This is a genomic window from Streptomyces sp. SYSU D01066-1, from assembly GCF_054956795.1.
On sequence record NZ_JBUDHV010000009.1, the window covers coordinates 93,552 to 113,471 of the forward strand.

General features: G+C 74.9%; 20 protein-coding genes and 1 pseudogene. 12 read left to right on the forward strand and 9 right to left on the reverse strand.

Translation table 11 applies throughout. The features are described 5' to 3' along the window. The first annotated feature begins 13 nt into the window (after positions 1 to 13). The 6 genes from ACY1JF_RS11675 (at position 14) to ACY1JF_RS11700 (ending at position 6,168) form a co-directional block, all read left to right on the forward strand. Positions 14 to 685, forward strand: a complete 672-nt coding sequence (locus tag ACY1JF_RS11675; RefSeq protein ID WP_462705096.1) for a succinate dehydrogenase — start codon at positions 14 to 16, stop codon at positions 683 to 685. A 2-nt stretch (positions 686 to 687) separates the two neighbouring features. Next, the gene (locus ACY1JF_RS11680; RefSeq protein ID WP_462704967.1) at positions 688 to 2,637 is read left to right on the forward strand and encodes a fumarate reductase/succinate dehydrogenase flavoprotein subunit; all 1,950 of its coding nucleotides are present in this window, start codon (positions 688 to 690) and stop codon (positions 2,635 to 2,637) included. Then, positions 2,634 to 3,383, forward strand: coding sequence for a succinate dehydrogenase/fumarate reductase iron-sulfur subunit (locus tag ACY1JF_RS11685; protein WP_215166038.1), 750 nt, complete (start codon positions 2,634 to 2,636; stop codon positions 3,381 to 3,383). Before ACY1JF_RS11680 ends, ACY1JF_RS11685 begins: the two co-directional genes overlap by 4 nt. A 295-nt stretch (positions 3,384 to 3,678) precedes the next feature. Beyond that, positions 3,679 to 4,455, forward strand: coding sequence for a GNAT family N-acetyltransferase (locus tag ACY1JF_RS11690; RefSeq protein ID WP_462704968.1), 777 nt, complete (start codon positions 3,679 to 3,681; stop codon positions 4,453 to 4,455). Then, complete coding sequence (locus ACY1JF_RS11695) at positions 4,452 to 5,255, forward strand: lysophospholipid acyltransferase family protein (protein WP_462704969.1); 804 nt, start codon at positions 4,452 to 4,454, stop codon at positions 5,253 to 5,255. The genes ACY1JF_RS11690 and ACY1JF_RS11695 overlap by 4 nt, the downstream gene beginning before the upstream one ends. A gap of 73 nt (positions 5,256 to 5,328) precedes the next feature. Further along, positions 5,329 to 6,168 carry a DUF2382 domain-containing protein gene (locus tag ACY1JF_RS11700; RefSeq protein ID WP_462704970.1) on the forward strand — a complete coding sequence of 280 codons (840 nt, stop codon included), beginning with the start codon at positions 5,329 to 5,331 and terminating at the stop codon, positions 6,166 to 6,168. Here the strand turns inward: ACY1JF_RS11700 and ACY1JF_RS11705 are convergent. The 3 genes from ACY1JF_RS11705 to ACY1JF_RS11715 form a co-directional block, all read right to left on the reverse strand. Then, a complete protein-coding gene (locus ACY1JF_RS11705) occupies positions 6,146 to 7,228 on the reverse strand; it encodes an LLM class flavin-dependent oxidoreductase (RefSeq protein ID WP_462704971.1) in 1,083 nt (360 codons plus the stop codon). The genes ACY1JF_RS11700 and ACY1JF_RS11705 overlap by 23 nt on opposite strands. A gap of 41 nt (positions 7,229 to 7,269) precedes the next feature. Then, on the reverse strand, positions 7,270 to 7,440 hold the full coding sequence (rpmF, locus tag ACY1JF_RS11710; protein WP_462704972.1) for a 50S ribosomal protein L32: 171 nt from the start codon (positions 7,438 to 7,440) through the stop codon (positions 7,270 to 7,272). Positions 7,441 to 7,530: 90 nt separating this feature from the next. Further along, positions 7,531 to 7,740, reverse strand: coding sequence for a dodecin (locus ACY1JF_RS11715; RefSeq protein ID WP_462704973.1), 210 nt, complete (start codon positions 7,738 to 7,740; stop codon positions 7,531 to 7,533). Between the two features lie 209 nt (positions 7,741 to 7,949). Between ACY1JF_RS11715 and ACY1JF_RS11720 the strand changes: the two are divergent. Next, positions 7,950 to 8,315 (forward strand): annotated as a pseudogene (locus tag ACY1JF_RS11720) (extracellular solute-binding protein); the annotation flags it as partial. A 12-nt stretch (positions 8,316 to 8,327) separates the two neighbouring features. Here ACY1JF_RS11720 and egtD read toward each other — a convergent pair. Genes egtD through egtA form a run of 4 tightly spaced genes read right to left on the reverse strand, consistent with a single transcriptional unit; the run spans position 8,328 to position 12,677 of the window. After that, a complete protein-coding gene (gene egtD, locus ACY1JF_RS11725; protein ID WP_462704974.1) occupies positions 8,328 to 9,290 on the reverse strand; it encodes an L-histidine N(alpha)-methyltransferase in 963 nt (320 codons plus the stop codon). Then, the gene (gene egtC, locus ACY1JF_RS11730) at positions 9,287 to 10,066 is read right to left on the reverse strand and encodes an ergothioneine biosynthesis protein EgtC (protein ID WP_462704975.1); all 780 of its coding nucleotides are present in this window, start codon (positions 10,064 to 10,066) and stop codon (positions 9,287 to 9,289) included. Before egtC ends, egtD begins: the two co-directional genes overlap by 4 nt. Then, positions 10,066 to 11,385 carry an ergothioneine biosynthesis protein EgtB gene (gene egtB / locus ACY1JF_RS11735; RefSeq protein ID WP_462704976.1) on the reverse strand — a complete coding sequence of 440 codons (1,320 nt, stop codon included), beginning with the start codon at positions 11,383 to 11,385 and terminating at the stop codon, positions 10,066 to 10,068. The genes egtC and egtB overlap by 1 nt, the downstream gene beginning before the upstream one ends. Further along, positions 11,385 to 12,677, reverse strand: a complete 1,293-nt coding sequence (gene egtA, locus ACY1JF_RS11740) for an ergothioneine biosynthesis glutamate--cysteine ligase EgtA (protein ID WP_462704977.1) — start codon at positions 12,675 to 12,677, stop codon at positions 11,385 to 11,387. Before egtA ends, egtB begins: the two co-directional genes overlap by 1 nt. Before the next feature lie 211 nt (positions 12,678 to 12,888). Here egtA and ACY1JF_RS11745 point away from each other — a divergent pair, with 211 nt between their 5' ends. After that, the gene (locus tag ACY1JF_RS11745; protein ID WP_462704978.1) at positions 12,889 to 13,713 is read left to right on the forward strand and encodes a TIGR02452 family protein; all 825 of its coding nucleotides are present in this window, start codon (positions 12,889 to 12,891) and stop codon (positions 13,711 to 13,713) included. Here the strand turns inward: ACY1JF_RS11745 and ACY1JF_RS11750 are convergent. Continuing rightward, the gene (locus tag ACY1JF_RS11750; RefSeq protein WP_462704979.1) at positions 13,698 to 14,162 is read right to left on the reverse strand and encodes a type II toxin-antitoxin system PemK/MazF family toxin; all 465 of its coding nucleotides are present in this window, start codon (positions 14,160 to 14,162) and stop codon (positions 13,698 to 13,700) included. The genes ACY1JF_RS11745 and ACY1JF_RS11750 overlap by 16 nt on opposite strands. 418 nt (positions 14,163 to 14,580) lie before the next feature. Between ACY1JF_RS11750 and ACY1JF_RS11755 the strand changes: the two genes are divergently transcribed. The 3 genes from ACY1JF_RS11755 (at position 14,581) to ACY1JF_RS11765 (ending at position 16,628) form a co-directional block, all read left to right on the forward strand. Further along, on the forward strand, positions 14,581 to 15,471 hold the full coding sequence (locus tag ACY1JF_RS11755) for an NAD(P)-dependent oxidoreductase (RefSeq protein ID WP_462704980.1): 891 nt from the start codon (positions 14,581 to 14,583) through the stop codon (positions 15,469 to 15,471). A gap of 144 nt (positions 15,472 to 15,615) precedes the next feature. Further along, positions 15,616 to 16,041, forward strand: coding sequence for a PPOX class F420-dependent oxidoreductase (locus ACY1JF_RS11760; RefSeq protein WP_462704981.1), 426 nt, complete (start codon positions 15,616 to 15,618; stop codon positions 16,039 to 16,041). Between the two features lie 158 nt (positions 16,042 to 16,199). Continuing rightward, positions 16,200 to 16,628 carry a VOC family protein gene (locus ACY1JF_RS11765; protein ID WP_462704982.1) on the forward strand — a complete coding sequence of 143 codons (429 nt, stop codon included), beginning with the start codon at positions 16,200 to 16,202 and terminating at the stop codon, positions 16,626 to 16,628. Between the two features lie 43 nt (positions 16,629 to 16,671). On the opposite strand, the gene ACY1JF_RS11770 is transcribed toward ACY1JF_RS11765, so the two are convergent. Continuing rightward, positions 16,672 to 17,550: an alpha/beta fold hydrolase gene (locus ACY1JF_RS11770; protein ID WP_462704983.1), complete on the reverse strand. Its 879-nt coding sequence runs from the start codon at positions 17,548 to 17,550 to the stop codon at positions 16,672 to 16,674. Positions 17,551 to 17,673: 123 nt separating this feature from the next. Between ACY1JF_RS11770 and ACY1JF_RS11775 the strand changes: the two genes are divergently transcribed. Beyond that, the gene (locus ACY1JF_RS11775; RefSeq protein ID WP_462704984.1) at positions 17,674 to 19,638 is read left to right on the forward strand and encodes a BTAD domain-containing putative transcriptional regulator; all 1,965 of its coding nucleotides are present in this window, start codon (positions 17,674 to 17,676) and stop codon (positions 19,636 to 19,638) included. Positions 19,639 to 19,920: the final 282 nt, after the last annotated feature.

Here is a 19,920-nt window from a genome sequence, read left to right on the forward strand (position 1 = left end):
CCGACGGCCGTCCCTGGCACGCACCGTGTGGGACTCGACCGTCGGCAAGAAGACCGTGATGGCGGTCAGCGGGCTCGTCATGCTGCTGTACCTGGTCGTCCACATGATCGGCAACCTGAAGATCTTCTTCGGTACGGAGGAGTTCAACCACTACGCCCACTGGCTGCGCACGGTCGGTGAGCCGTTCATGCACTACGAGTGGACGCTGTGGGTGGTCCGCGTCGTGCTGGTCGTCGCCGTCGTCGCCCACGCCACCTCCGCGTACCAGCTCAGCCGCCGCGACATCAAGGCACGGCCCACCAGGTACGTGCACCGGCGCAAGCGGGCGAGCTACGCCACCCGCACCATGCGCTGGGGCGGGATCATCCTCGGTCTGTTCATCGTCTGGCACATCCTGGACCTGACCACCGGCACCGTGCACTCCGGCGGCTTCGAGTCGGGCAAGCCCTACCAGAACGTCGTGGACACCTTCTCCACCTGGTACGGCAACACGATCTACATCGTCGCCATGCTCGCCCTCGGCCTGCACATCCAGCACGGCTTCTGGAGCGCCGCCCAGACCCTCGGCGCCGGCAGCCGCACCCGCGACCGCGCCCTGAAGACCGTCGCAAGCGTCCTCGCGCTGCTGCTCACGGCCGGTTTCATCGCCGTCCCCGTGGGCGTCATGACCGGAGTGGTGAGCTGAACATGACTTCTTACGCCGACTACACGACCGGCGAGCCGGTCGTCGACACCAAGGCCCCCAAGGGGCCGATCAACGAGCGCTGGGACAAGCGCCGCTTCGAGGCCAAGCTGGTCAACCCCGCCAACCGCCGCAAGCACACGGTGATCGTGGTGGGCACCGGCCTCGCGGGCGGCTCGGCCGGCGCGACCCTCGCCGAGCAGGGCTACCACGTCGTCCAGTTCTGCTACCAGGACTCCCCGCGCCGCGCCCACTCCATCGCCGCGCAGGGCGGCATCAACGCGGCGAAGAACTACCGCAACGACGGCGACTCCGTGCACCGCCTGTTCTACGACACCGTCAAGGGCGGTGACTTCCGCGCCCGGGAGTCCAACGTCCACCGCCTCGCGCAGATCTCCGTCGAGATCATCGACCAGTGCGTGGCGCAGGGCGTGCCCTTCGCCCGCGAGTACGGCGGCCTGCTCGACACCCGCTCCTTCGGCGGCGTCCAGGTCTCCCGCACGTTCTACGCCCGCGGCCAGACGGGCCAGCAGCTGCTCCTCGGCGCCTACCAGGCGCTCAGCCGCCAGGTCGCGGCGGGGAACATCGAGCTGCACCCCCGTACCGAGATGCTCGACGTGATCGTCGTCGACGGCCGGGCCCGGGGCATCGTCGCCCGGGACCTGATCACCGGCAGGATCGACACCTACTACGCGGACGCGGTGGTGCTGGCCTCCGGCGGCTACGGCAACGTCTTCTACCTGTCGACCAACGCCATGAACTCCAACGCCACCGCCGTCTGGCGGGCGCACCGGCGCGGCGCGTACTTCGCCAACCCCTGCTTCACGCAGATCCACCCCACCTGCATCCCGCGCACCGGCGACCACCAGTCCAAGCTGACGCTGATGAGCGAGTCGCTGCGCAACGACGGCCGGATCTGGGTGCCGAAGGCCAAGGGCGACGACCGCCCCGCGAACAAGATCCCCGAGGAGGAGCGCGACTACTACCTGGAGCGCATCTACCCGTCCTTCGGCAACCTCGTCCCCCGCGACATCGCCTCCCGCGCCGCGAAGAACGTCTGCGACGAGGGGCGGGGCGTGGGCCCCGGCGGCCAGGGCGTGTACCTGGACTTCGCGGACGCGATCAGGCGGATGGGGCGCAAGGCGGTCGAGGCCAAGTACGGCAACCTCTTCGACATGTACCAGCGGATCACCGACGAGGACCCCTACGAGGTCCCGATGCGGATCTACCCCGCCGTGCACTACACGATGGGCGGCCTGTGGGTCGACTACGACCTGCAGACCACGGTCCCCGGTCTGTTCGCGATCGGCGAGGCCAACTTCTCCGACCACGGCGCCAACCGGCTCGGCGCCTCCGCGCTGATGCAGGGCCTGGCGGACGGCTACTTCGTGCTGCCGGCCACCATCAACGACTACCTGGCCCGCAACCCGCACCAGGACGAGGTCGGCGACGACCACCCGGTGGTCCAGGAGGTGCTGGCCGAGACCCAGGACCGGCTCAACCTGCTGCTGTCCGTCGACGGCGACCGCACCCCCGACTCCTTCCACCGCGAGCTGGGCGAGCTGATGTGGGAGTTCTGCGGCATGGCGCGCACCGACTCCGGACTGCGCAAGGCCCTGGAGCGCATCCCGCAGATCCGCGAGGAGTTCTGGCGCCGCGTCAAGGTGCCCGGCACCGGCGAGGAGTTCAACCAGTCGCTGGAGAAGGCCAACCGCATCGTCGACTACCTGGAGCTGGCCGAGCTGATGTGCCTCGACGCGCTGCACCGCGCCGAGTCCTGCGGCGGCCACTTCCGCGAGGAGTCCCAGACCCCGGACGGCGAGGCCGCCCGTAGGGACGAGGAGTTCTCCTACGCCGCCGCCTGGGAGTTCTCCGGCACCGGCGAGGCTCCCGTCCTGCACAAGGAAGACCTGGTCTTCGAGTACGTCCACCCCACCCAGCGGAGCTACGCATGAGGCTCACCCTGCGCGTCTGGCGCCAGAAGAACGCCGACGCCGAAGGCGCCATGTCCACGTACGAGGTGGACGGGATCTCGCGGGACATGTCGTTCCTGGAGATGCTCGACACCCTTAACGAGGAACTCATCCTCAAGGGCGAGGACCCGGTCGCCTTCGACCACGACTGCCGCGAGGGAATCTGCGGCGCCTGCTCGCTCGTCATCAACGGCGACGCGCACGGACCCGAGCGCACCACCACCTGCCAGCTGCACATGCGCTCCTTCCAGGACGGCGACACGATCGACATCGAGCCGTGGCGGGCGTCGGCCTTCCCGGTGGTGAAGGACCTGGTCGTGGACCGGTCCGCGTTCGACCGGATCATCCAGGCCGGCGGTTACATCACCGCGCCGACCGGTGCCGCGCCGGAGGCCCACGCCACGCCGGTGCCCAAGCCGGACGCCGACTTCGCGTTCGAGCACGCGGAGTGCATCGGGTGCGGGGCGTGCGTGGCGGCCTGCCCCAACGGGGCGGCGATGCTGTTCACCTCCGCCAAGGTCAACCACCTCAACGTACTGCCGCAGGGAGCGCCCGAGCGGGAGTCCCGGGTGCTGGACATGGTGGGGCAGATGGACGCGGAGGGGTTCGGGGGGTGCACGTTGGCGGGCGAGTGCGCGACCGCCTGCCCGAAGGGCATTCCGCTGATGTCCATCACCAGCATGAACAAGGAGTGGCTGCGGGCGACCCGGAAGGCCGGGAAGCGGTAGGCGCCGTCACGGGGTACGGGGTGAGGGACAAGGGCCCGGCGCGGTCGCTCGCGCCCGCGCGGCGGGACCGCGGACCCGGCAGGCCCCGCGCCCCTGACGGGGAGCTTCGGTGAACGTCCGCCGGAAAGGCGCGGACGGGCGGGGCCGGGAGAGGTGCTCCTGCCGGCCCCGTCCCGCGTGTCGCGCCCCTGGCATTCAGCAAGCGCACATCCGCTCTCCCGGCGTTGGTCATGCGCAGGACAGCCGCGGTCGGAAGAACTGTGGCGAGCCCGGCCCGATGACCAGGAGAGCAGCCATGAGCGGTGCACTGACCGTCGACCGTCCCCCGCAGCCCGCGGCACCCGTCCGTTATACCGTCTCCCTCGCCCGCGACGAGGACGAGGTCCGGGCCGCGCAGCGGCTGCGGCACGAGGTCTTCGCCGGGGAGATGGGCGCGCTGCTGTCCGGCCCGCAGCCGGGCCTCGACATCGACCCCTTCGACGCGTACTGCGACCACCTGCTGGTCCGCGAGGAGGCCGGCGGGCAGGTCGTCGGCACCTACCGGCTGCTGCCGCCCGAGCGGGCCGCGGTCGCCGGACGGCTGTACGCGGAGAGCGAGTTCGAGCTGACCGCGCTGGACCCCATCCGCCCGGACCTGGTCGAGGTCGGCCGCTCCTGCGTCCACCCCGACCACCGCGACGGCGCCGTCATCGGGCTCATCTGGGCCGGCATCGCCCGCTACATGACCGACCGCGGCCACGAGTGGCTGGCCGGCTGCTGCTCCGTCCCGCTCGCCGACGGCGGCGCCCTCGCGTCGGCCACCTGGGACCGGGTGCGAGAGCGCGACCTCGCCCCCGAGGAGTACCGGGTACGGCCGCTGCTGCCGTGGGTCCCGCACCCGGCGGCGTCGGCCGGACGCACCGAGGTGCCGCCCCTGCTGCGCGGCTACCTCCGGCTCGGCGCCTGGGTCTGCGGGGAACCCGCGCACGATCCCGACTTCGGCGTCGCCGACCTGTACGTGCTGCTGCCCATGAGCCGGATCAACCCGCGCTACCTGCGGCACTTCCTCTCGCTCGTGCCCGCCGCCCGGTGAGCGTCTGGCTGCCCGGCGCGCCCTGCACCCCCGGGCGCTGCGTGGAACGGGCGCGGACCGCGGCGGCCGTGCCGCGTGCCGTGCTGCGGCTGACGGCCGTCGCGCTCCTGCTGCTGGCCGGGATCGCGCTGACGCCGGTGGGACACCGCGTGCCCGCCGCCCTGGTGCGCCGGTGGTGCCGGTGGATCGTGCGGGCCTGCGGTGTCCGGGTCCGGATCACCGGCGGCGCACCGCCCGCCGGAGGACTGCTGCTCGTCGCCCACCACGTGTCCTGGCTGGACGTCCCGCTGCTGGCCGCCGTCCGCCCGGCGCGGATGGTGGCCAAGAGCGAGGTCCGCGGCTGGCCGGTGGCCGGGCGGCTGGCCGCCCGCGGGGGAGTGCTGTTCATCGAACGGGACCGGCTGCGGGCGCTGCCCGGGACCGTCGCCCGCATCGCGGCCGAACTGCGCGGTGGCGCCGCGGTCGCGGTCTTCCCCGAGGGCAGCACCTGGTGCGGACGCGCCCGGGGGCCGTTCCGCCGGGCCGTGTTCCAGGCCGCGCTCGACGCGGGCGTACCGGTCCAGCCGGTGCGCATCCGCTATCTGGCAGACGGGCGGACGGTGACCACGACACCCGCCTTCGTCGGCGAGGACACCCTGCTCGCCTCGCTGTGGCGGGTGGCGTCGGCGCGCGGCCTGGTGGCCGAGGTGCTGGTACAGCCGGTCGTCACCGCCGGCGCCCGGACCGCCGAAGGGACGGACGGGACCGCCCGGGCCGGTCACCACGGGAAAGCACCTTCGAAAAGTACGTGCACTTTGTGATGAGAGCGCCGTTTTCCGCCTCTTGATGCGGAAAACCGGATAGACGTCACTCCAGAAGGAGGGTGAGACCGAGATGATCACCCGCGAAGAGATCACGACGCTGTTGGACCACCCCGTCTACGACGGTGACGGCAACAAGATCGGTGACGCCAAGCACGTCTTCTTCGACGACATGACCGGGCGCCCCGAGTGGGTCAGCGTCAGGACCGGCATGTTCGGCTCCAACGAGTCGTTCGTCCCCATCCACGACGCGACCCTGGTCGAGGACCACCTCGAGGTTCCCTACCCCAAGGACCAGGTCAAGGGCGCGCCCAACGTCGACATCGACGCGGGCGGGCACCTGTCGGCGAGCGAGGAGCACCGTCTCTACGACTACTACGGCGTCAACTGGGACAGCGTGCTGTCCCAGGCCGAGACGTCCGGCGGCGGTGACCCGGGCACGGGCGTGGGCACGGCGGCGGGCACGGCGGACATGGCGGGCACCGCCGGCCGGGGGCGTCCGGACCGCGCGGGCGCGCTCGACGACGACGCCATGACGCTCTCCGAGGAGCGGCTGCACATCGGGGTCGAGCGGCGCGAGGCCGGCCGGGCGCGACTGCGCAAGTACGTGGTCACCGAGGAGGTGCAGCAGACCGTGCCGGTACGGCACGAGGAGGTGCGCCTGGAGCGGGAGCCGATCACGGAGGCCAACCTCGACGCCACGCTCTCCGGCCCGGAGATCGGCGAGGCCGAGCACGAGGTCACCCTGTACGAGGAGCACCCCGTGGTGGAGACCGAGACGGTACCGGTGGAACGCGTGCGGCTGACCACCGAGGAACACGTCGAGGACGAGACCGTCCGGGGCCGGGTCCGCAAGGAGCGGATCGAGACCGAGGGGACGGTCGACGACATCAGGCGTCCGGGCCGCGAGTGACCCGCACCGCCCGGCGGCGTGACGCCTCCGGCCGGGGGAGCGCCGCGCCGCCGGCGGCCGTTTGCCGTCCGGTGATCCGCGCGAGCCGCCGGTAGGAGTCGTACAGGGCCGCGCGGTCGTAGGTGCTGGTGGTGACCAGCACCTCCTGGGCGCCCGTCTCCTCCAGCAGGGTCTCCAGCTCCCGCGCGACCTGCTCCTCGGTGCCGGCGATGTGGCCCGCGAGGCCGGCCTCGTGGAGGTCGCGCTCCTTCGCGGTCATCGTCCGGGTCTCGACCCGCTCGGCGGGCGGCAGCGGCGGGAAGGTGCCGTGGGTGCGGGCGTACGCCATGGACCACGCCTCGGGGACCAGCAGCCGCCGGGCCGCCTCGGGGGTGGCGGCGACGGCGATCGTGCCGGAGACGACGACGTAGGGATCGCGGGCCCACGGGGAGGGGTGGAAGGCGTCGCGGTAGCGGTCGATGCCGCGCCGCATCCGGTCGCGGTCGCGCAGGTCGCCGATGACCATCGGCAGGCCCGCGCGGGCGGCGACGGCCGCGCCCTCGCCCGTCGCCAGCACGAACGGCGGCACGGTCAGGCCCTCGGCGGGCCGGGCGTGCGCGCCGGTGGGCGAGGTGCCCTCGAACCAGCCCAGCAGTTCGGCCAGTTGCTCCTCGAAGCGGCCGGCGTCGTCCTTGTCGTGGCCCAGCGCCCGGCGCACCCCGTCGGTGAAGCCCACCGAGCGGCCCAGACCCATGTCGATCCGGCCGGGGAACAGCGACTCCAGTACGCCGAACTGCTCGGCGACGACGAAGGGCCGGTGGTTGGGGAGCATCACGCCGCCGGTCCCGACCCGGATCGTCCGGGTGGCCCCGGCCACGGCGGCGGCCAGTACGGTCGGCGCCGAACCGGCCACCCCGGGCACCCCGTGGTGCTCCGACACCCAGAAGCGGTGGTAGCCCAGCCGTTCGGCCTCCCGGGCCAGCCGCACGGTGTCGCGCAGCGCCTCGCCGGGCGGGTGCCCCCGGCGGACGCGGGAGCGGTCGAGGACGGAGAAGGGGGTCCGGGCGGTCAGCGAGCTCACACGGGGTTCAACGTCCCGCGGGCGGGGGCATTCCCGGGTGGTCAGCCCCCGGGACGCAGCAGGCCGCGCTCGTAGGCCCGCCGCAGGTGCTGCGGGACGAGGTGGCGGACGCCGTCGACGGTGACCGGTACGAGGGCCGGGACGGCCGCCTTCCACCGGGCGCGGCGGTGGCGGGTGTTGCTGCGGGACGTCTTCCGCTTGGGGACGGCCATGGGCGTGCTCCTCGGTGGTCGGGGCCCGGCAAGGTCACCGAGGACGCTACATGAAAATGGATCCCATTTACAAAGTGTTGGGGACGGGTCTCACTCGTCCAGGCGGAAGCCCACCTTGAGGCCGACCTGCCAGTGGGCCACCTGGCCGTTCTCGATCTGGCCGCGGATCTGGGTCACCTCGAACCAGTCCAGGTGGCGCAGGGTCTGGGAGGCGCGGGAGACGCCGTTGCGGACGGCCTGGCCGACGCCGTCGGGCGAGGTCCCGACGATCTCCGTGACGCGATAGGTGTGGTTCGTCATCACTCCACGGTGCCCCACACCGCGCCGGCGCGCGACATGTCGGGCGACGCCTCCCGGGCCCTTGACCCCGGCATTGGTGCGGACCAAAATCCAGGCACCCGTACGAGCCACGGGCTCGTCCCCCCCATGACGGGTGTCTCCTCGCCGCGTTCCGGACAGAACAGGACCCCCTCGTGAGACGTCCTCGCCTGCTCGCCCTCCTGACCGCCGCCCTCCTGACCGGCGGCTGCGGTCTGGTCGTGGCGGAGAACACCGGTGACCGGGAGGCCGCCGTCGCCGTGGTCGAGGCGCTGACCGGCAAGAAGTGGAACACCGAACTGGCCCGGACCATGGACTGCGTACCGAACAAGAAGTCCCTGGCCGGCGCCGTCGCGGGCGAGGAGGGCGTCGCCGCCATGGCCGCCGGCGCCGCGCGCGGGCGGGCCGCCTCGACCACGCCCGGCTGGGGCGCGGTCGAGGCGGACAACCCGATCAAGGAGTACATGACGAACGTGCTCCCCGGAGCCGGCCCGGCCACCGTGGCCCGCCGGGCCGCCGACCGGATCACCCAACTCCTGGACGCGGGCGCCCGGTGACGCCCGGCGCCGTCAGCGCACCGTGCTCAGCGACAGCGCGAAGCGGCCCTCGGCATCCGTCCACCAGCGGACCGGCTCCAGCCCCGCCGCCGTCAGTTCGGCGCGTACGCCCGCCTCGCGGAACTTCGCCGACACCTCGGTCCGCAGCTCCTCCCCGGCCGCGAACCCCACGGCCAGACCGAGCGCCTGGACCTTCACCGTCTGCGCGGTGCGCGAGCGCAGCCGCATCTCGATCCACTCGTGTTCCGCGTCCCACCGCGCCACGTGGTCGAAGGCGGCGAGGTCGAAGTCGGCGTCCAGCTCGCGGTTGATCACGGACAGCACGTTCTTGTCGAACGCGGCCGTCACCCCGGCCGCGTCGTCGTACGCCCGCACCAGCACCGCCTCGTCCTTGACCAGGTCGGTGCCGAGCAGCAGCGTGTCGCCGGGGGCGAGCGCGGAGCGGACCGAGGCGAGGAACGCGGACCGTTCGGCGGGCAGCAGGTTGCCGATGGTGCCGCCGAGGAACGCCAGCAGCCGGGGCCCCGGCGTGTCCGGCAGCTCCAGGGCGGTGGTGAAGTCGGCGATCAGGGCGTGGACGCCGAGGCCCGGCCGTTCGGCGGCGATCGCCCGGCCGGCCCGCTCCAGGGCGCTCTCGCTGACGTCGACCGGGACGTAGGCGCGCAGCCCGGTCAGCGCGTCCAGCAGGTACCGGGTCTTCGCGGAGGAGCCGGAGCCCAGCTCGACCAGGGTGCGGGCGCCGCAGGCCGCCGCGATCTCGCCGGCCCGGGCGGTGAGGATCTCGCGTTCGGCGCGCGTCGGGTAGTACTCGGGCAGCGCGGTGATCTCCTCGAACAGCTCGCTGCCGCGCGCGTCGTAGAACCACTTCGGCGGCAGCGTGCGGGGGCTGCCGGTCAGGCCGGCCAAGACGTCGGCGCGCAGGGCGGCGTCCGTGGCGTCCTCGGGCAGGACGCGGGTGACGCGGAACGTGCTCACGTACGGGACTCCTCCAAGGTCACGGGCGCGGATTCCTCGAGCGAGGCGAGCCGCACCTCCGTGCGGCTCGCCGCCAGCAGGGTGCGGTCGGGCACCTCCCGCCAGTGCGGGTCGTCGTCGTAGGGCTCGGAGGCCACGACGGTGCCGCCGCCGGGCCGGGACAGGTACCACAGGGTGTCGCCCCAGGCGGTGGCGGCGATCGCGGTCCCGTCGGTGAGGAGGAGGTTGAGGCGGGAGGCGGGGGCCGCCGCGGCGACCTCCAGGACCGTGCCGGCCAGCGCCCGCGGCGCCGGGTCACCGGCCCGCAGCCGGTCGAGGACCAGCGCCCACACGAACGCCGAGTCGTTGCGGGCCTCCAGCGACAGCAGCTCCCCGGCCGGCAGCGACGGCACCAGAGCGGCCAGTGAGCCGGGCCAGCCGGGCACCGCCCCGTTGTGGCTGAACAGCCAGGTGTCCGCGGCGAACGGCGCCGCCGCGGCCTCCGCGTCCGCCCCGGACAGGGTGGCGTCGCGCACCGCGCCGAGCACCGCCGTGCCGCGCACCACCCGGGCCAGGTCGGCGAAGGACCGGTCCGCCCAGATCGGCCCGGCCCGCCGGTAGCGGGCCGGCACCGGGTCGTCCTCGGCGTACCAGCCGACGCCGAACCCGTCGGCGTTGACCGTCCCGTACCGCTGCCGGCGCGGCGCCCAGGACTGGCGGTACAGGGCGTGCGGGGGCGTCACGAGGAGCCCGCCGAGCGGCAGCGCGGGCCCCACGTAGGCGAGGTGGCGGCACATCAGAGGCCCTCCGCGGACCGGGCCGTGCGGAACCCGGCGAAGATCTGCCGCCGGACCGGGTAGTCCCAGTTGCGGAACGTGCCCCGGCAGGCCACCGCGTCCACCGCGAACGAGCCGCCGCGCAGCACCTTGTGCGCGGGACCGAAGAACACCTCCGAGTACTCCTTGTACGGGAAGGCCCGGAACCCGGGGTACGGCAGGAAGTCGCTCGCCGTCCACTCCCACACGTCGCCGATCAACTGCCGTACGCCGAGCGGCGACTCGCCGGCGGGATAACCGCCGGCGGGCGCCGGGCGAAGGTGCCGCTGGCCGAGGTTGGCGTGCTCGGGGCCGGGGTCGGCGTCGCCCCACGGGTAGCGCGTGGACCGTCCGGTCGCCGGGTCGTGCCGGGCGGCCTTCTCCCACTCGGCCTCGGTGGGCAGCCGCCGGCCGGCCCAGCGGGCGTAGGCGTCGGCCTCGTACCAGCACACGTGCACCACCGGTTCGTCGGGCGGCACCACCTCCGTCACCCCGAACCGGCGGCGCAGCCACTGCCCGCCGTCCCGGCGCCAGAACAGCGGGGCGGTGATCGTGCCGCGGCGGATGTGGTCCCAGCCCTCGGCGGTCCACCAGCGAGGGTCGGTGTAGCCGCCGTCGTCGATGAACGCCTGGTACGCCGCGTTGGTGACCGGTGTGGTGTCGATGTGGAACGGCGCCACCTCGCGCCGGTGCGCGGGCCGTTCGTTGTCCAGCGCCCACGGCTCGGTGGAGGTGCCCATCGTGAACGGGCCGCCGGGGACGAGGACTTCGGCGGGCCCGGTGAACAGCGGCACCGGGTCCGGATCGGGGGCGGTGAGCGCCCGCGGGCCCCTGCGCAGCTGATGGGTGATCAGCATGGTCTCGTCGTGCTGCTGCTCGTGCTGCGCGACCATCCCGAAGGCGAAGCCCGCCTCGGTCAGCCGCGTTCCGCGCAGGGCCGCGCCCGCCAGCACGTCCAGGGCCCGGCCGCGCACCTCGGCCGCGTACCGGCGGGCCTCCTCGGGCGACAGCAGCGGCAGCCCGGAGCGCTCGGCGCGCGGGTGCTCGAAGGCGTCGTAGAGGCTGTCGATCTCGGGCCGTATCGCCTCCTGCCCGGCGACCGCCCGCAGCAGCCACAGCTCCTCCTGGCCGGCGATGTGGGCCAGGTCCCACACCAGCGGCGACATCAGCGGCGAGTGCTGCGCGGTCAGGTCGGGGCCCTCCACGCAGTCGGTGAGCAGCGCGGTGCGTTCGCGGGCGGTGACGAGCGTGGTCCGGGCCCGCTCGCGCAGAACCTCGGCGTCGTGGGCGGGGTCGGTCATCAGGAGCGGTCCTTCCGGTGCTCGTCCAGCAGGTCGTCGGCGGGGCACCGGCCCCGCGCGACATAGCGGTCCAGGTACGCCGTGACGGCGTCCGTCACCCGGGTGCCGGCGCCGAGCCGGGGCAGCGCGCGCAGCGCCGCCGCGAAGCACACGGCGGCGGCCTCGCGCAGCTCCGGGTCACCGAGCCCCGCCCGGGCCGCGTCCCGCCACAGCGGGTTGTGCGGGGCGGGCCGGCCGCCGGCGCGCTCGGCGAGCGGCTTCACCGCCCGGTAGGCGGTCTCGGTGGCCTCCGGGTCGTCGAACAGCGCCGCCGTGACGGCGAGCGGCACGATCCAGCCGTCGTCCCCGGGCTGCGCGTCGATCATGCGCAGCTCCAGGTGACCGCGTGGTCTGACCGGGGGGAACAGCGTGGTGAGGTGGTAGCCGAGGTCCTCCGCGGTGGGCGGCCTGGGCGACCGGGAGCGGATCCACTTTCGGAAGGTGAGCCCGTCGGGGACCTGCCACGGTCCCGTGTCCTCGCGTACGCACATCACCGGGGCGTCCAGCGCGTGCCGGGCCCAGGCACCGGCCGGGTCGGTGTCCAGACGGGGGCCGCCCGCCCGGCCCGGACCGATCCGCGCCCAGTACAGCTGCCGGGTGGAGAGCCGGCCGGTGGGGCGCCCGGCGACCAGCGGCGAGTTGGCGAACGCGGCCACCAGGACCGGACCCAGCCGGTGGGCCAGCCACCAGCGCCGCACCTGTCCGAGCGGACCGGGCTCCTCGAAGCCCGCGTCCACGCACACCTGCACGGAGGCCGAGGCCCGCATCATGCGGCGGCCGGCCGCCCCGGCGCGGTCCAGACACGCCTCCATGGCGTCGTAGCGGGGCTGACGCAGGAAGCGGCGGGGGAGGTGCCACGGGTCGTGGCCGAAGCCGGCCAGGACCAGACCGGTGCCGCGCAGTACCGCGCGGACGGCGTCCAGGTCGGCGGAGACGGTGTCGACGACGTCCGTCAGGGAGGCGGCGGGCGGCGAGCTGAGCTCCAGCTGACCGCCGGGCTCCACGGTGAGCGCCGACTTCAGGGGGACGGACCGCAGCGCGGCGTACGCCGCGTCGAGCCGTCCGGGGGTGACGGGGAGCCGCGGGTCGCGCAGCTCGTGGACGAGCCATTCCACTTCGACCCCGAGACGGCGGGGCGGGCCGGTCTTGAAGGCGATGCCGCGGACCAGCGCCTCGGCCTCGGCTTCGCCGACGGCCTCGGCTCCGCCGACGGCGGGGCGTGGCCCGTGACAGCCGCTGAACGATTCTGACATGTCGGGATCCTCCTGAAATTCCACCATGTCGACGGGGGCCGGCCGGACGGCCGGGCCGCCGCACTCGTCCCACCCAAGACCTTTCCGCGCCGCGGCACAAGGGTGCGAAAACTCCGTTGCACCGCACGACCAGCATCGCTCACGATGCGTTCATGGGCACGACAGGAGAGACCGCGCGGCGCGCGCTCACGGCGTCCACGGGGGTGGCGCCGTGAGCGCGCGCCTGCGGGAGATCGCCCGGCGGACGGAGCAGATCGTCGCGGCGGGGGCCTACCGCGCGTCCGACGGGCGCGAGGTGACGATCGCGGCGGCCGTGGCGGCGGCCCGGTCGGGCACCCGCACGTACGGGCCGGAGCCCGTCCCCGTGCCGGACACCCCGCCCGTGCGCATGCGCGTGGAGGTCACCGGCGAGAGCAGCCTGGCGGCCGCGCGCCGCCTCGGCGGCGACGTGGCGGTCCTCAACTTCGCCTCGGCGCGCAACCCGGGCGGGGGGTACCTCAACGGCGCCCAGGCCCAGGAGGAGGCCCTGTGCCGGGCCTCCGCGCTCCACACCTGCCTGCTGCGGGCCCGTGACTTCCACGACCACCACCGGGCGCACCGCGACCCGTTCTACACCGACCGCGTCGTGTACTCGCCCGCCGTCCCCGTCTTCCGGGACGACCGCGGCCGGCTGCTGGACACGCCGTACACCGCCGCTTTCCTGACCGCCGCCGCGCCCAACGCGGGCGTGGTGCTGCGCACGGCGCCGGAGCGCGCCGCCGAGCTGCCGCGCGCCCTGGCCGCGCGCGCGGAGCGGGTACTGGAGACGGCCGCGGCCCACGGGCACCGCCGCCTGGTCCTCGGCGCGTGGGGGTGCGGGGTCTTCCGCAACGAACCGGCCCAGGTCGCGGGCGCGTTCCAGGCGCTGCTCGGATGCGGCGGCCGGTTCGCGTCCGCGTTCACGCACGTGGTCTTCGGCGTCCTGGACCGCACCGGGGGCGGCACGGTCCGCGCCGCCTTCGAGCGGACCTTCGGCGGGGCTCAGCTCCAGCCGTAGCGCTCCCGCAGCCGGTGCCGTACGAGGTTGAACCGCATCCGGTCCAGCGCGCACGCCTCCCGCCGCATCCCCGACTCGTGCAGCCGCAGCACCCGGTCGGTGTCCACCCAGGAGTCCCGGCCCGAACGGTCCCACGGGCCGCTGCCGATGGGCACCCAGTCCCGGTCGGCGCCGTGCCGCTTGCTGGACAGCCGCACGGCGAGCACGGTGCCGGCCGCCTCGCGGGCGACCACCAGCACGGGGCGGTCCTTGCCCCGGCCGTCGTTCTCCTCGTAGGGCACCCAGGTCCAGACGATCTCGCCCGGGTCGGGGTCGCCGTCGTGGGCGGGGGAGTACTCGGTGCGCACCGGGCCCACCGCGCGGACGTCGGCCTCGGCGGTGGCGTGCGGGCCGTGGCGGCCGGGGGTGTTCCCCCCGGCCCCAGGACTCTGATCGGTGAAGGCGGTCACGGCCGTACGGTACGGGACGCGGGCGTGCCGCCGGCGGCTGGGGCGTCGGCATGCCGGCGACGGCCGCCGGGAGCCCCCGAGGGTACGCCGGTGGTGCCCGGCGCCCGCGGCCGAAGGCGTCGCCGAGTGGCAGCGTGCCGCCCGAACGGCCAGCATGCAGCCAGGAGCACCGGGACAGGCCCGCATGACCGCCCGCAACGCGATCGACCGGCCGGCGCGGCGCCTGCCCGGCTCCCGGACGCGGCCCCCGCCCGGGAGCCGCGGTCCGGCGAGCCCGCGGCCAGCCTGGCGCGGCGGGCGCCGGCCCCGGTGCCCGACGGCCACCGGACCTGGCCGGGCGGGCCGGTCCGGGCCGGCCGCGACCGGATGGCAGGCTGATCCCCGTACCCGTCACCGTCTGGAGGAGGAAGCCGACCTCATGACCGACCAGCTCACCGTGAGCGTCCTGGGCACCGGCATCATGGGCGCCGCGATGGCCCGCAACCTCGCCCGCGCCGGACACACCGTCCGCGTCTGGAACCGCACCCGGGCCAAGGCCGAGCCGCTCGCCGCCGACGGCGCGCACGTCGCCGGCGCGCCCGAGGAGGCGGTGCGGGGCGCGGACGTCGTCCTGACCATGCTCCACGACGGGCCCGCCGTCCTCGACGTCATGCGGGAGGCGGCGCCCGGCCTGCGCCCCGGCACCGCCTGGGCGCAGTCGACCACCGCGGGCGTCGACGCCCTCGACGACCTGGCCGGCTTCGCCCGCGAGCACGGCCTGGTCTTCTTCGACGCCCCGGTGCTGGGCACCCGGCAGCCCGCCGAGGCGGGCCAGTTGCTGGTCCTGGCCGCCGGGCCGGCCGACGCGCGGGACGCGGTGACGCCCGTCTTCGACGCGGTGGGCAACCGCACCGTGTGGACCGGCGAGGACGGCGCCGCCGGCAGCGCCACCCGGCTCAAGCTGGTCGCCAACAGCTGGGTCATCGCCGCCACCAACGCGGCCGGCGAGGTCCTGGCGCTGGCCGGGGCGCTGGGCGTCGACCCCGACCACTTCTTCGACGCCATCGCCGGCGGCGGGCTCGACATGGGCTATCTGAGGGCCAAGGCCGCACTGATCCGCGAGGGCAGGCTGACCCCCGCGCAGTTCGCCGTGCGCACGGCTGCCAAGGACGCCCGGCTGATCGTCGAGGCGGGCGAACGGGGCGGCGTCCGCCTGGACGTGGCCGCCGCGGGCGCCGCGCGTCTGGCCCGTGCCGCGGCGCAGGGGCACGGCGACGAGGACATGGCCGCCGCGTACTACGCCAGCTTCACCGAGCAGCCGTCCGACTGACCGGGAACGGGGCTGCCGCCCCGGCGAACGGGAACGATCAAGAGCCGGAACGACCGGGAACCGGAACGACCGAGAACGGAACAGCCAAGAGCCGGAACGGCTGAGAACCGGAACGACGAGAACCAGAACGACCAAGGAGTCCGCATGTCCAAGCCGCCGCTGCCCGCCGACGCCGTCGAGATGCTGCGCCGCGCCAACCCCTGCGTCATGGCGACCCTCCGCTCCGACGGCACCCCCGTCTCCACCCCGACCTGGTACGTCTGGGAGGACGACGGCCGGGTCCTGATCAGCCTCGACGAGGGGCGCGTACGCCTGGGACACCTGCGCCGTGACCCGCGGGTCACCCTCACCGTCCTCGACGGGGAGGACTGGTACACCCACGTCACCCTCATCGGCCGGGTCGCCGAGTTCCGCGACGACGAGGGCCTGGCCGACATCGACCGCATCTCCACCCACTACACCGGCGGCCCCTACCCCGACCGGGTCCGCTCCCGGGTCAGCGCCCTCATCGAGGTCGAGCGCTGGCACGGCTGGGGCGCCCACAAGGACAGCGACCAGGCGTCCTCCTGAGCCGCCGCCCCGGCCCGGGCGGCCCCGGTCACCACGCCGGAAAACGCTCGACACCGCGGCGCGGAGCCGCCTACCATCCTGGCCGCGGTGTCGCGTGCCGGTCACCGGCCGGGTGAGGCATGGAGGCGCCGCGGAGATGCCCGTGGAGGCACTGACCCATGTCGGTCGAGTTCAACCACACCATCGTTCTCACCCGCGACCGGGAGAAGTCCGCCCGTTTCCTCGCCCACGTCCTGAACCTGGAGGTCGGCGAACCGGCCGAACCGTTCCTGCCCGTGGCCACCGCCAACGGCGTCACCCTGGACTTCGCCACCGTCGACACCGAGATCCCCGTGCAGCACTACGCGTTCCTCGTCTCCGAGGAGGAGTTCGACGCCGCCCTGGCCCGGCTGGTCGCCGACCGGGTGCCGATCCAGGCCGACCCGCACGGCCGGCACCCGCGCCGGATCAACCGCAACGACGGCGGGCGCGGCGTGTACTTCACCGACCCGGCGGGCCACGCGCTGGAGATCTTCACCCGCCCCTACGGCAGCGACCCCGCCTCGCCCCTGAACGGGGTCACGGAGGAGGTGCCCGGGGCGGTGTGACGGGCGGGCCGGACCCGCACAGCGGAGGCGGTGCCCGCGGGGCCTACCGGGTCAGCAGCTCCCGCAGCGCCCCCGACACTTCCGCCGGCGCCTCCTCCGCCATGAAGTGCCCGCAGCCCACGGTGACGTGCCGCAGATCCGAGGCCCAGGCCCGCCACAGCGCGGCGGCGTCGTAGCCGAGGGCCGCGCCCCAGTCCTGCTGGAGCACGGTCACCGGCATCCGCAGCCGGTTGCCGCGTTCCCGGTCGGCCCGGTCGTGGTCGACGTCGATGCCGGCCGAGGCCCGGTAGTCGGCCACGATGGACGGCACCGCCTCCCGGGACGCCTTGAGGTACGCGGCGCGCACGTCGGCCGGGAGGGCGTCCGGGTCGCGGGTCCAGACGTCGAGGAAGTGGCCGAAGAACGCGTCCGGGGCGCCCGCGATCAGCGCTTCCGGCAGCCCGGGCGGCTGGGCCATCAGGTACAGGTGGAAGGCGACGGCGGCCGAGGTGCCGCGCAGCACGTCCCACATGTCCAGGGTCGGCAGCACGTCCAGCGCGGCCAGGTGCGTCACCGAGTCAGGGTGGTCCAGCCCGGCCCGGACGGCCACCAGCGCGCCCCGGTCGTGCCCGGCCAGCGCGAACCGCTCGTGCCCCAGCGCCCGGGCCAGGGCGACGACGTCGGCGGCCGTCGTCCGCTTGGCGTACGCGGTGCCGTCCGGGTCGGCCGGCTTGTCGCTGTCGCCGTAGCCGCGCAGGTCCGGGCAGATGACCGTGTGCCCGTGCGCCAGGTCGGCGGCGACGTGCCGCCACATCAGGTGGGTCTGCGGGAAGCCGTGCAGCAGGACGACGGGGCTGCCCGAGCCGCCGACGGCGACGTTCAGCGCCACGCCGTCGGCGACGGGGACACGGTCGTAGGAGAAGCCGGGGAGGGTCGGTGCCATGAGGGGTGCGTTCCTTTCGACGGGTCTTCGCGCCCCTGACCCTGCCGGGCGTGAATCAGCAACCGATCAGCGCGCGTACCGTGGTGACCCGGTCGCAAAAGAACGGAACAGGTCGGACAGCGCATGGAGACGGTCACCTTCGGGGTGCTCGGGCCCGTCACGGCCGAGCGCGACGGCCGGGCACTCCCCCTGCGGGGACCCCGGCACCGCGCCGTGCTGGCCCGGCTGGTGCTGGCCCGGCGGCGGGTCGTCCCGGTGGCCCGGCTGGTCGGGGACCTGTGGGACGTACCGCCCGCGCGGGCCGTGGGAGCGGTGCGCACCTTCGTCGGTGATCTGCGCCGCGTCCTGGAACCGGACCGGCCGCGCCGCGCCCCGGCCCGGCTGCTGGTCACCGAGGGCCCGGGGTACGCGCTGCGCGCGGCGCCGGACGCGGTGGACGCCTGGCGCTTCGAGGAGGCCGTCACGGCGGCCGGCCGGCTGCCCGCCGCGCGGGTGCCGGAGCGGCTCGCGGCGGCCCTGGGGCAGTGGCGGGGGCCGGCGTACGCGGAGTTCGCCGGGGAGGGGTGGGCGCGGGGCGAGCGCTCCCGGCTGACCGAACTGCGCCTCGGCGCCGTCGAACGCCGGGCGGAACTCCTGGTGGAGCTGGGCCGCGCCGCCGAGGCCGTCCCCGACCTCGACGCCCACCTGGAGGGCCACCCGTGGCGCGAGGAGGCGTGGCGGCTGCTCGCCCTCGCCCTGTACCGCGCCGGACGGCAGGCGGACGCCCTCGCGGTACTGCGCCGGGCCCGCGCCCGGCTCGCCGGGGAGCTGGGCATCGAGCCGGGGCCTCGGCTGCGCCGCCTGGAGGCCGGCGTCCTCGCCCAGGACCCGGCCCTGGACCCGCCCGCCGAACCGGCCGAGGCGGCGGCCCGGCTGTGGACCCGGGCGACGCGGGCCTACGACCGCGCGGTCGCCGCCGGCTCCGGGACCCGCCTGGAATCCACCGTCGGCCTGCTGCGCGCCCTGGCCGTCACCGGCGGCGGCGGTCTGGAGGCCGCCCGGCTCCACCGCATGGCGGCCGTCGCCGCGGCCGAGGAGAGGGGCGACGCGGAACTGACCGCCCGGGTCATCGGCGCCTACGACGTCCCCGCCAACTGGACCCGCAGCGACGACCCCGAGGCGGCCCGCCGGATCGTCGAGGCCGCCGAACGCACCCTCGCCGCGCTCCCCGACACCCCGTCGGCCGCTCCCGCCCGCTGCCGGCTGCTCGCCACCGTCGCCCTGGAGAGCCGCGGCGTACGGTCCCCGCGCGGCCCCCGGGCGGCGCGCGCGGCCGAGGAGATCGCCCGGAACCTGGACGACCCCGCGCTGCTGGCGTTCGCCCTCAACGGCACCTACATGCAGTCCTGCACCACCGCCGGGGCGGCCCCGCGCCGCGACGCCATCGGCGCCGAACTCGTCGCCCTCGCCGCCCGCCACGCCCTGGTCACCTACGAGGTCCTCGGCCACCTGGTCCGCCTCCAGGCGCGCTCCGCGCTGGCCGACTTCACGGGCGCCGACGAGCACGCCGCCGCCGCGGACCGGCTGGCCGCCCGGCACGAGAGACCGCTGGTGGCCGTCTTCACCGACTGGTACCGCGCCCTGCGCCAGGCCGCCGCCGAAGCCCCGTACGACCGCGCCGAGGCCGGATACCGGGCCGCCGCCGCGCGCCTGGACGGCGCCGGGATGCCGGGCCTGGAACGCGGCCTGCTGCCGCTCGCCCTGCTCGGCCTGCGCCTGTCCCGGGGCCTGCCGCCCCGGGTCGACCGGCGGGCGGACTGGGGGCCCTACCGCCCCTGGGCGGAGCCGTTCGCCCTGCTGGCCGAGGGCGAACGGACGGCCGCCCACGACGCCCTGCGCGGCCTGCCCGAACCACCGCCCGACCTGCTCTACGAGGCACTGTGCTGCGCCGAGGCCGCGCTCGCCCTCGCGCTCGGCGACCGGGCGACGCTGCGGCGGACGTACGACAGGCTGCTGCCCGCCTCCGGTGAACTGGCGGGCGCGGGCAGCGGGGTGCTCACGTTCGGCCCGGTCGACGACTGGCTGACCGCCCTCGGCCGGGCGCTCTGACCGGGCGGGTGCCGGCGACCCGGCCGGGGACGGGCACCGGCCCGGCGCCCGGGCGGCGCCGGCCGTGCTCCACCGCGTCCGGGACGCGGTGCCGCCCGCCACGGCGACCGCTTCGATCACCACCGGCCCCGGGCCGGCCCGGCTCGGTCTCGCACACCACCGGCCGGCCGCCGTCGGGCTCCAGCGCCGTCGCGGCGGGCTGCCCGGCGCCGTCGAGCCGGCTTGCGGCGACGCCGGCGTGAACGCGTGGAGCGGCCCCCGCACGTCCGGCTCGCCCGCCCT

Coding starts and splice junctions, on each gene's coding strand:
- ACY1JF_RS11680 (WP_462704967.1), top strand. CDS start 688: ATGACTTCTTACGCCGACTACACGACCGGCGAGCCGGTCGTCGACACC.
- ACY1JF_RS11685 (WP_215166038.1), top strand. CDS start 2,634: ATGAGGCTCACCCTGCGCGTCTGGCGCCAGAAGAACGCCGACGCCGAA.
- ACY1JF_RS11690 (WP_462704968.1), top strand. CDS start 3,679: ATGAGCGGTGCACTGACCGTCGACCGTCCCCCGCAGCCCGCGGCACCC.
- ACY1JF_RS11700 (WP_462704970.1), top strand. CDS start 5,329: ATGATCACCCGCGAAGAGATCACGACGCTGTTGGACCACCCCGTCTAC.
- rpmF (WP_462704972.1), bottom strand. CDS start 7,440: ATGGCCGTCCCCAAGCGGAAGACGTCCCGCAGCAACACCCGCCACCGC.
- ACY1JF_RS11715 (WP_462704973.1), bottom strand. CDS start 7,740: ATGACGAACCACACCTATCGCGTCACGGAGATCGTCGGGACCTCGCCC.
- egtC (WP_462704975.1), bottom strand. CDS start 10,066: ATGTGCCGCCACCTCGCCTACGTGGGGCCCGCGCTGCCGCTCGGCGGG.
- egtB (WP_462704976.1), bottom strand. CDS start 11,385: ATGACCGACCCCGCCCACGACGCCGAGGTTCTGCGCGAGCGGGCCCGG.
- egtA (WP_462704977.1), bottom strand. CDS start 12,677: ATGTCAGAATCGTTCAGCGGCTGTCACGGGCCACGCCCCGCCGTCGGC.
- ACY1JF_RS11755 (WP_462704980.1), top strand. CDS start 14,581: ATGACCGACCAGCTCACCGTGAGCGTCCTGGGCACCGGCATCATGGGC.
- ACY1JF_RS11760 (WP_462704981.1), top strand. CDS start 15,616: ATGTCCAAGCCGCCGCTGCCCGCCGACGCCGTCGAGATGCTGCGCCGC.
- ACY1JF_RS11765 (WP_462704982.1), top strand. CDS start 16,200: ATGTCGGTCGAGTTCAACCACACCATCGTTCTCACCCGCGACCGGGAG.
- ACY1JF_RS11770 (WP_462704983.1), bottom strand. CDS start 17,550: ATGGCACCGACCCTCCCCGGCTTCTCCTACGACCGTGTCCCCGTCGCC.
- ACY1JF_RS11775 (WP_462704984.1), top strand. CDS start 17,674: ATGGAGACGGTCACCTTCGGGGTGCTCGGGCCCGTCACGGCCGAGCGC.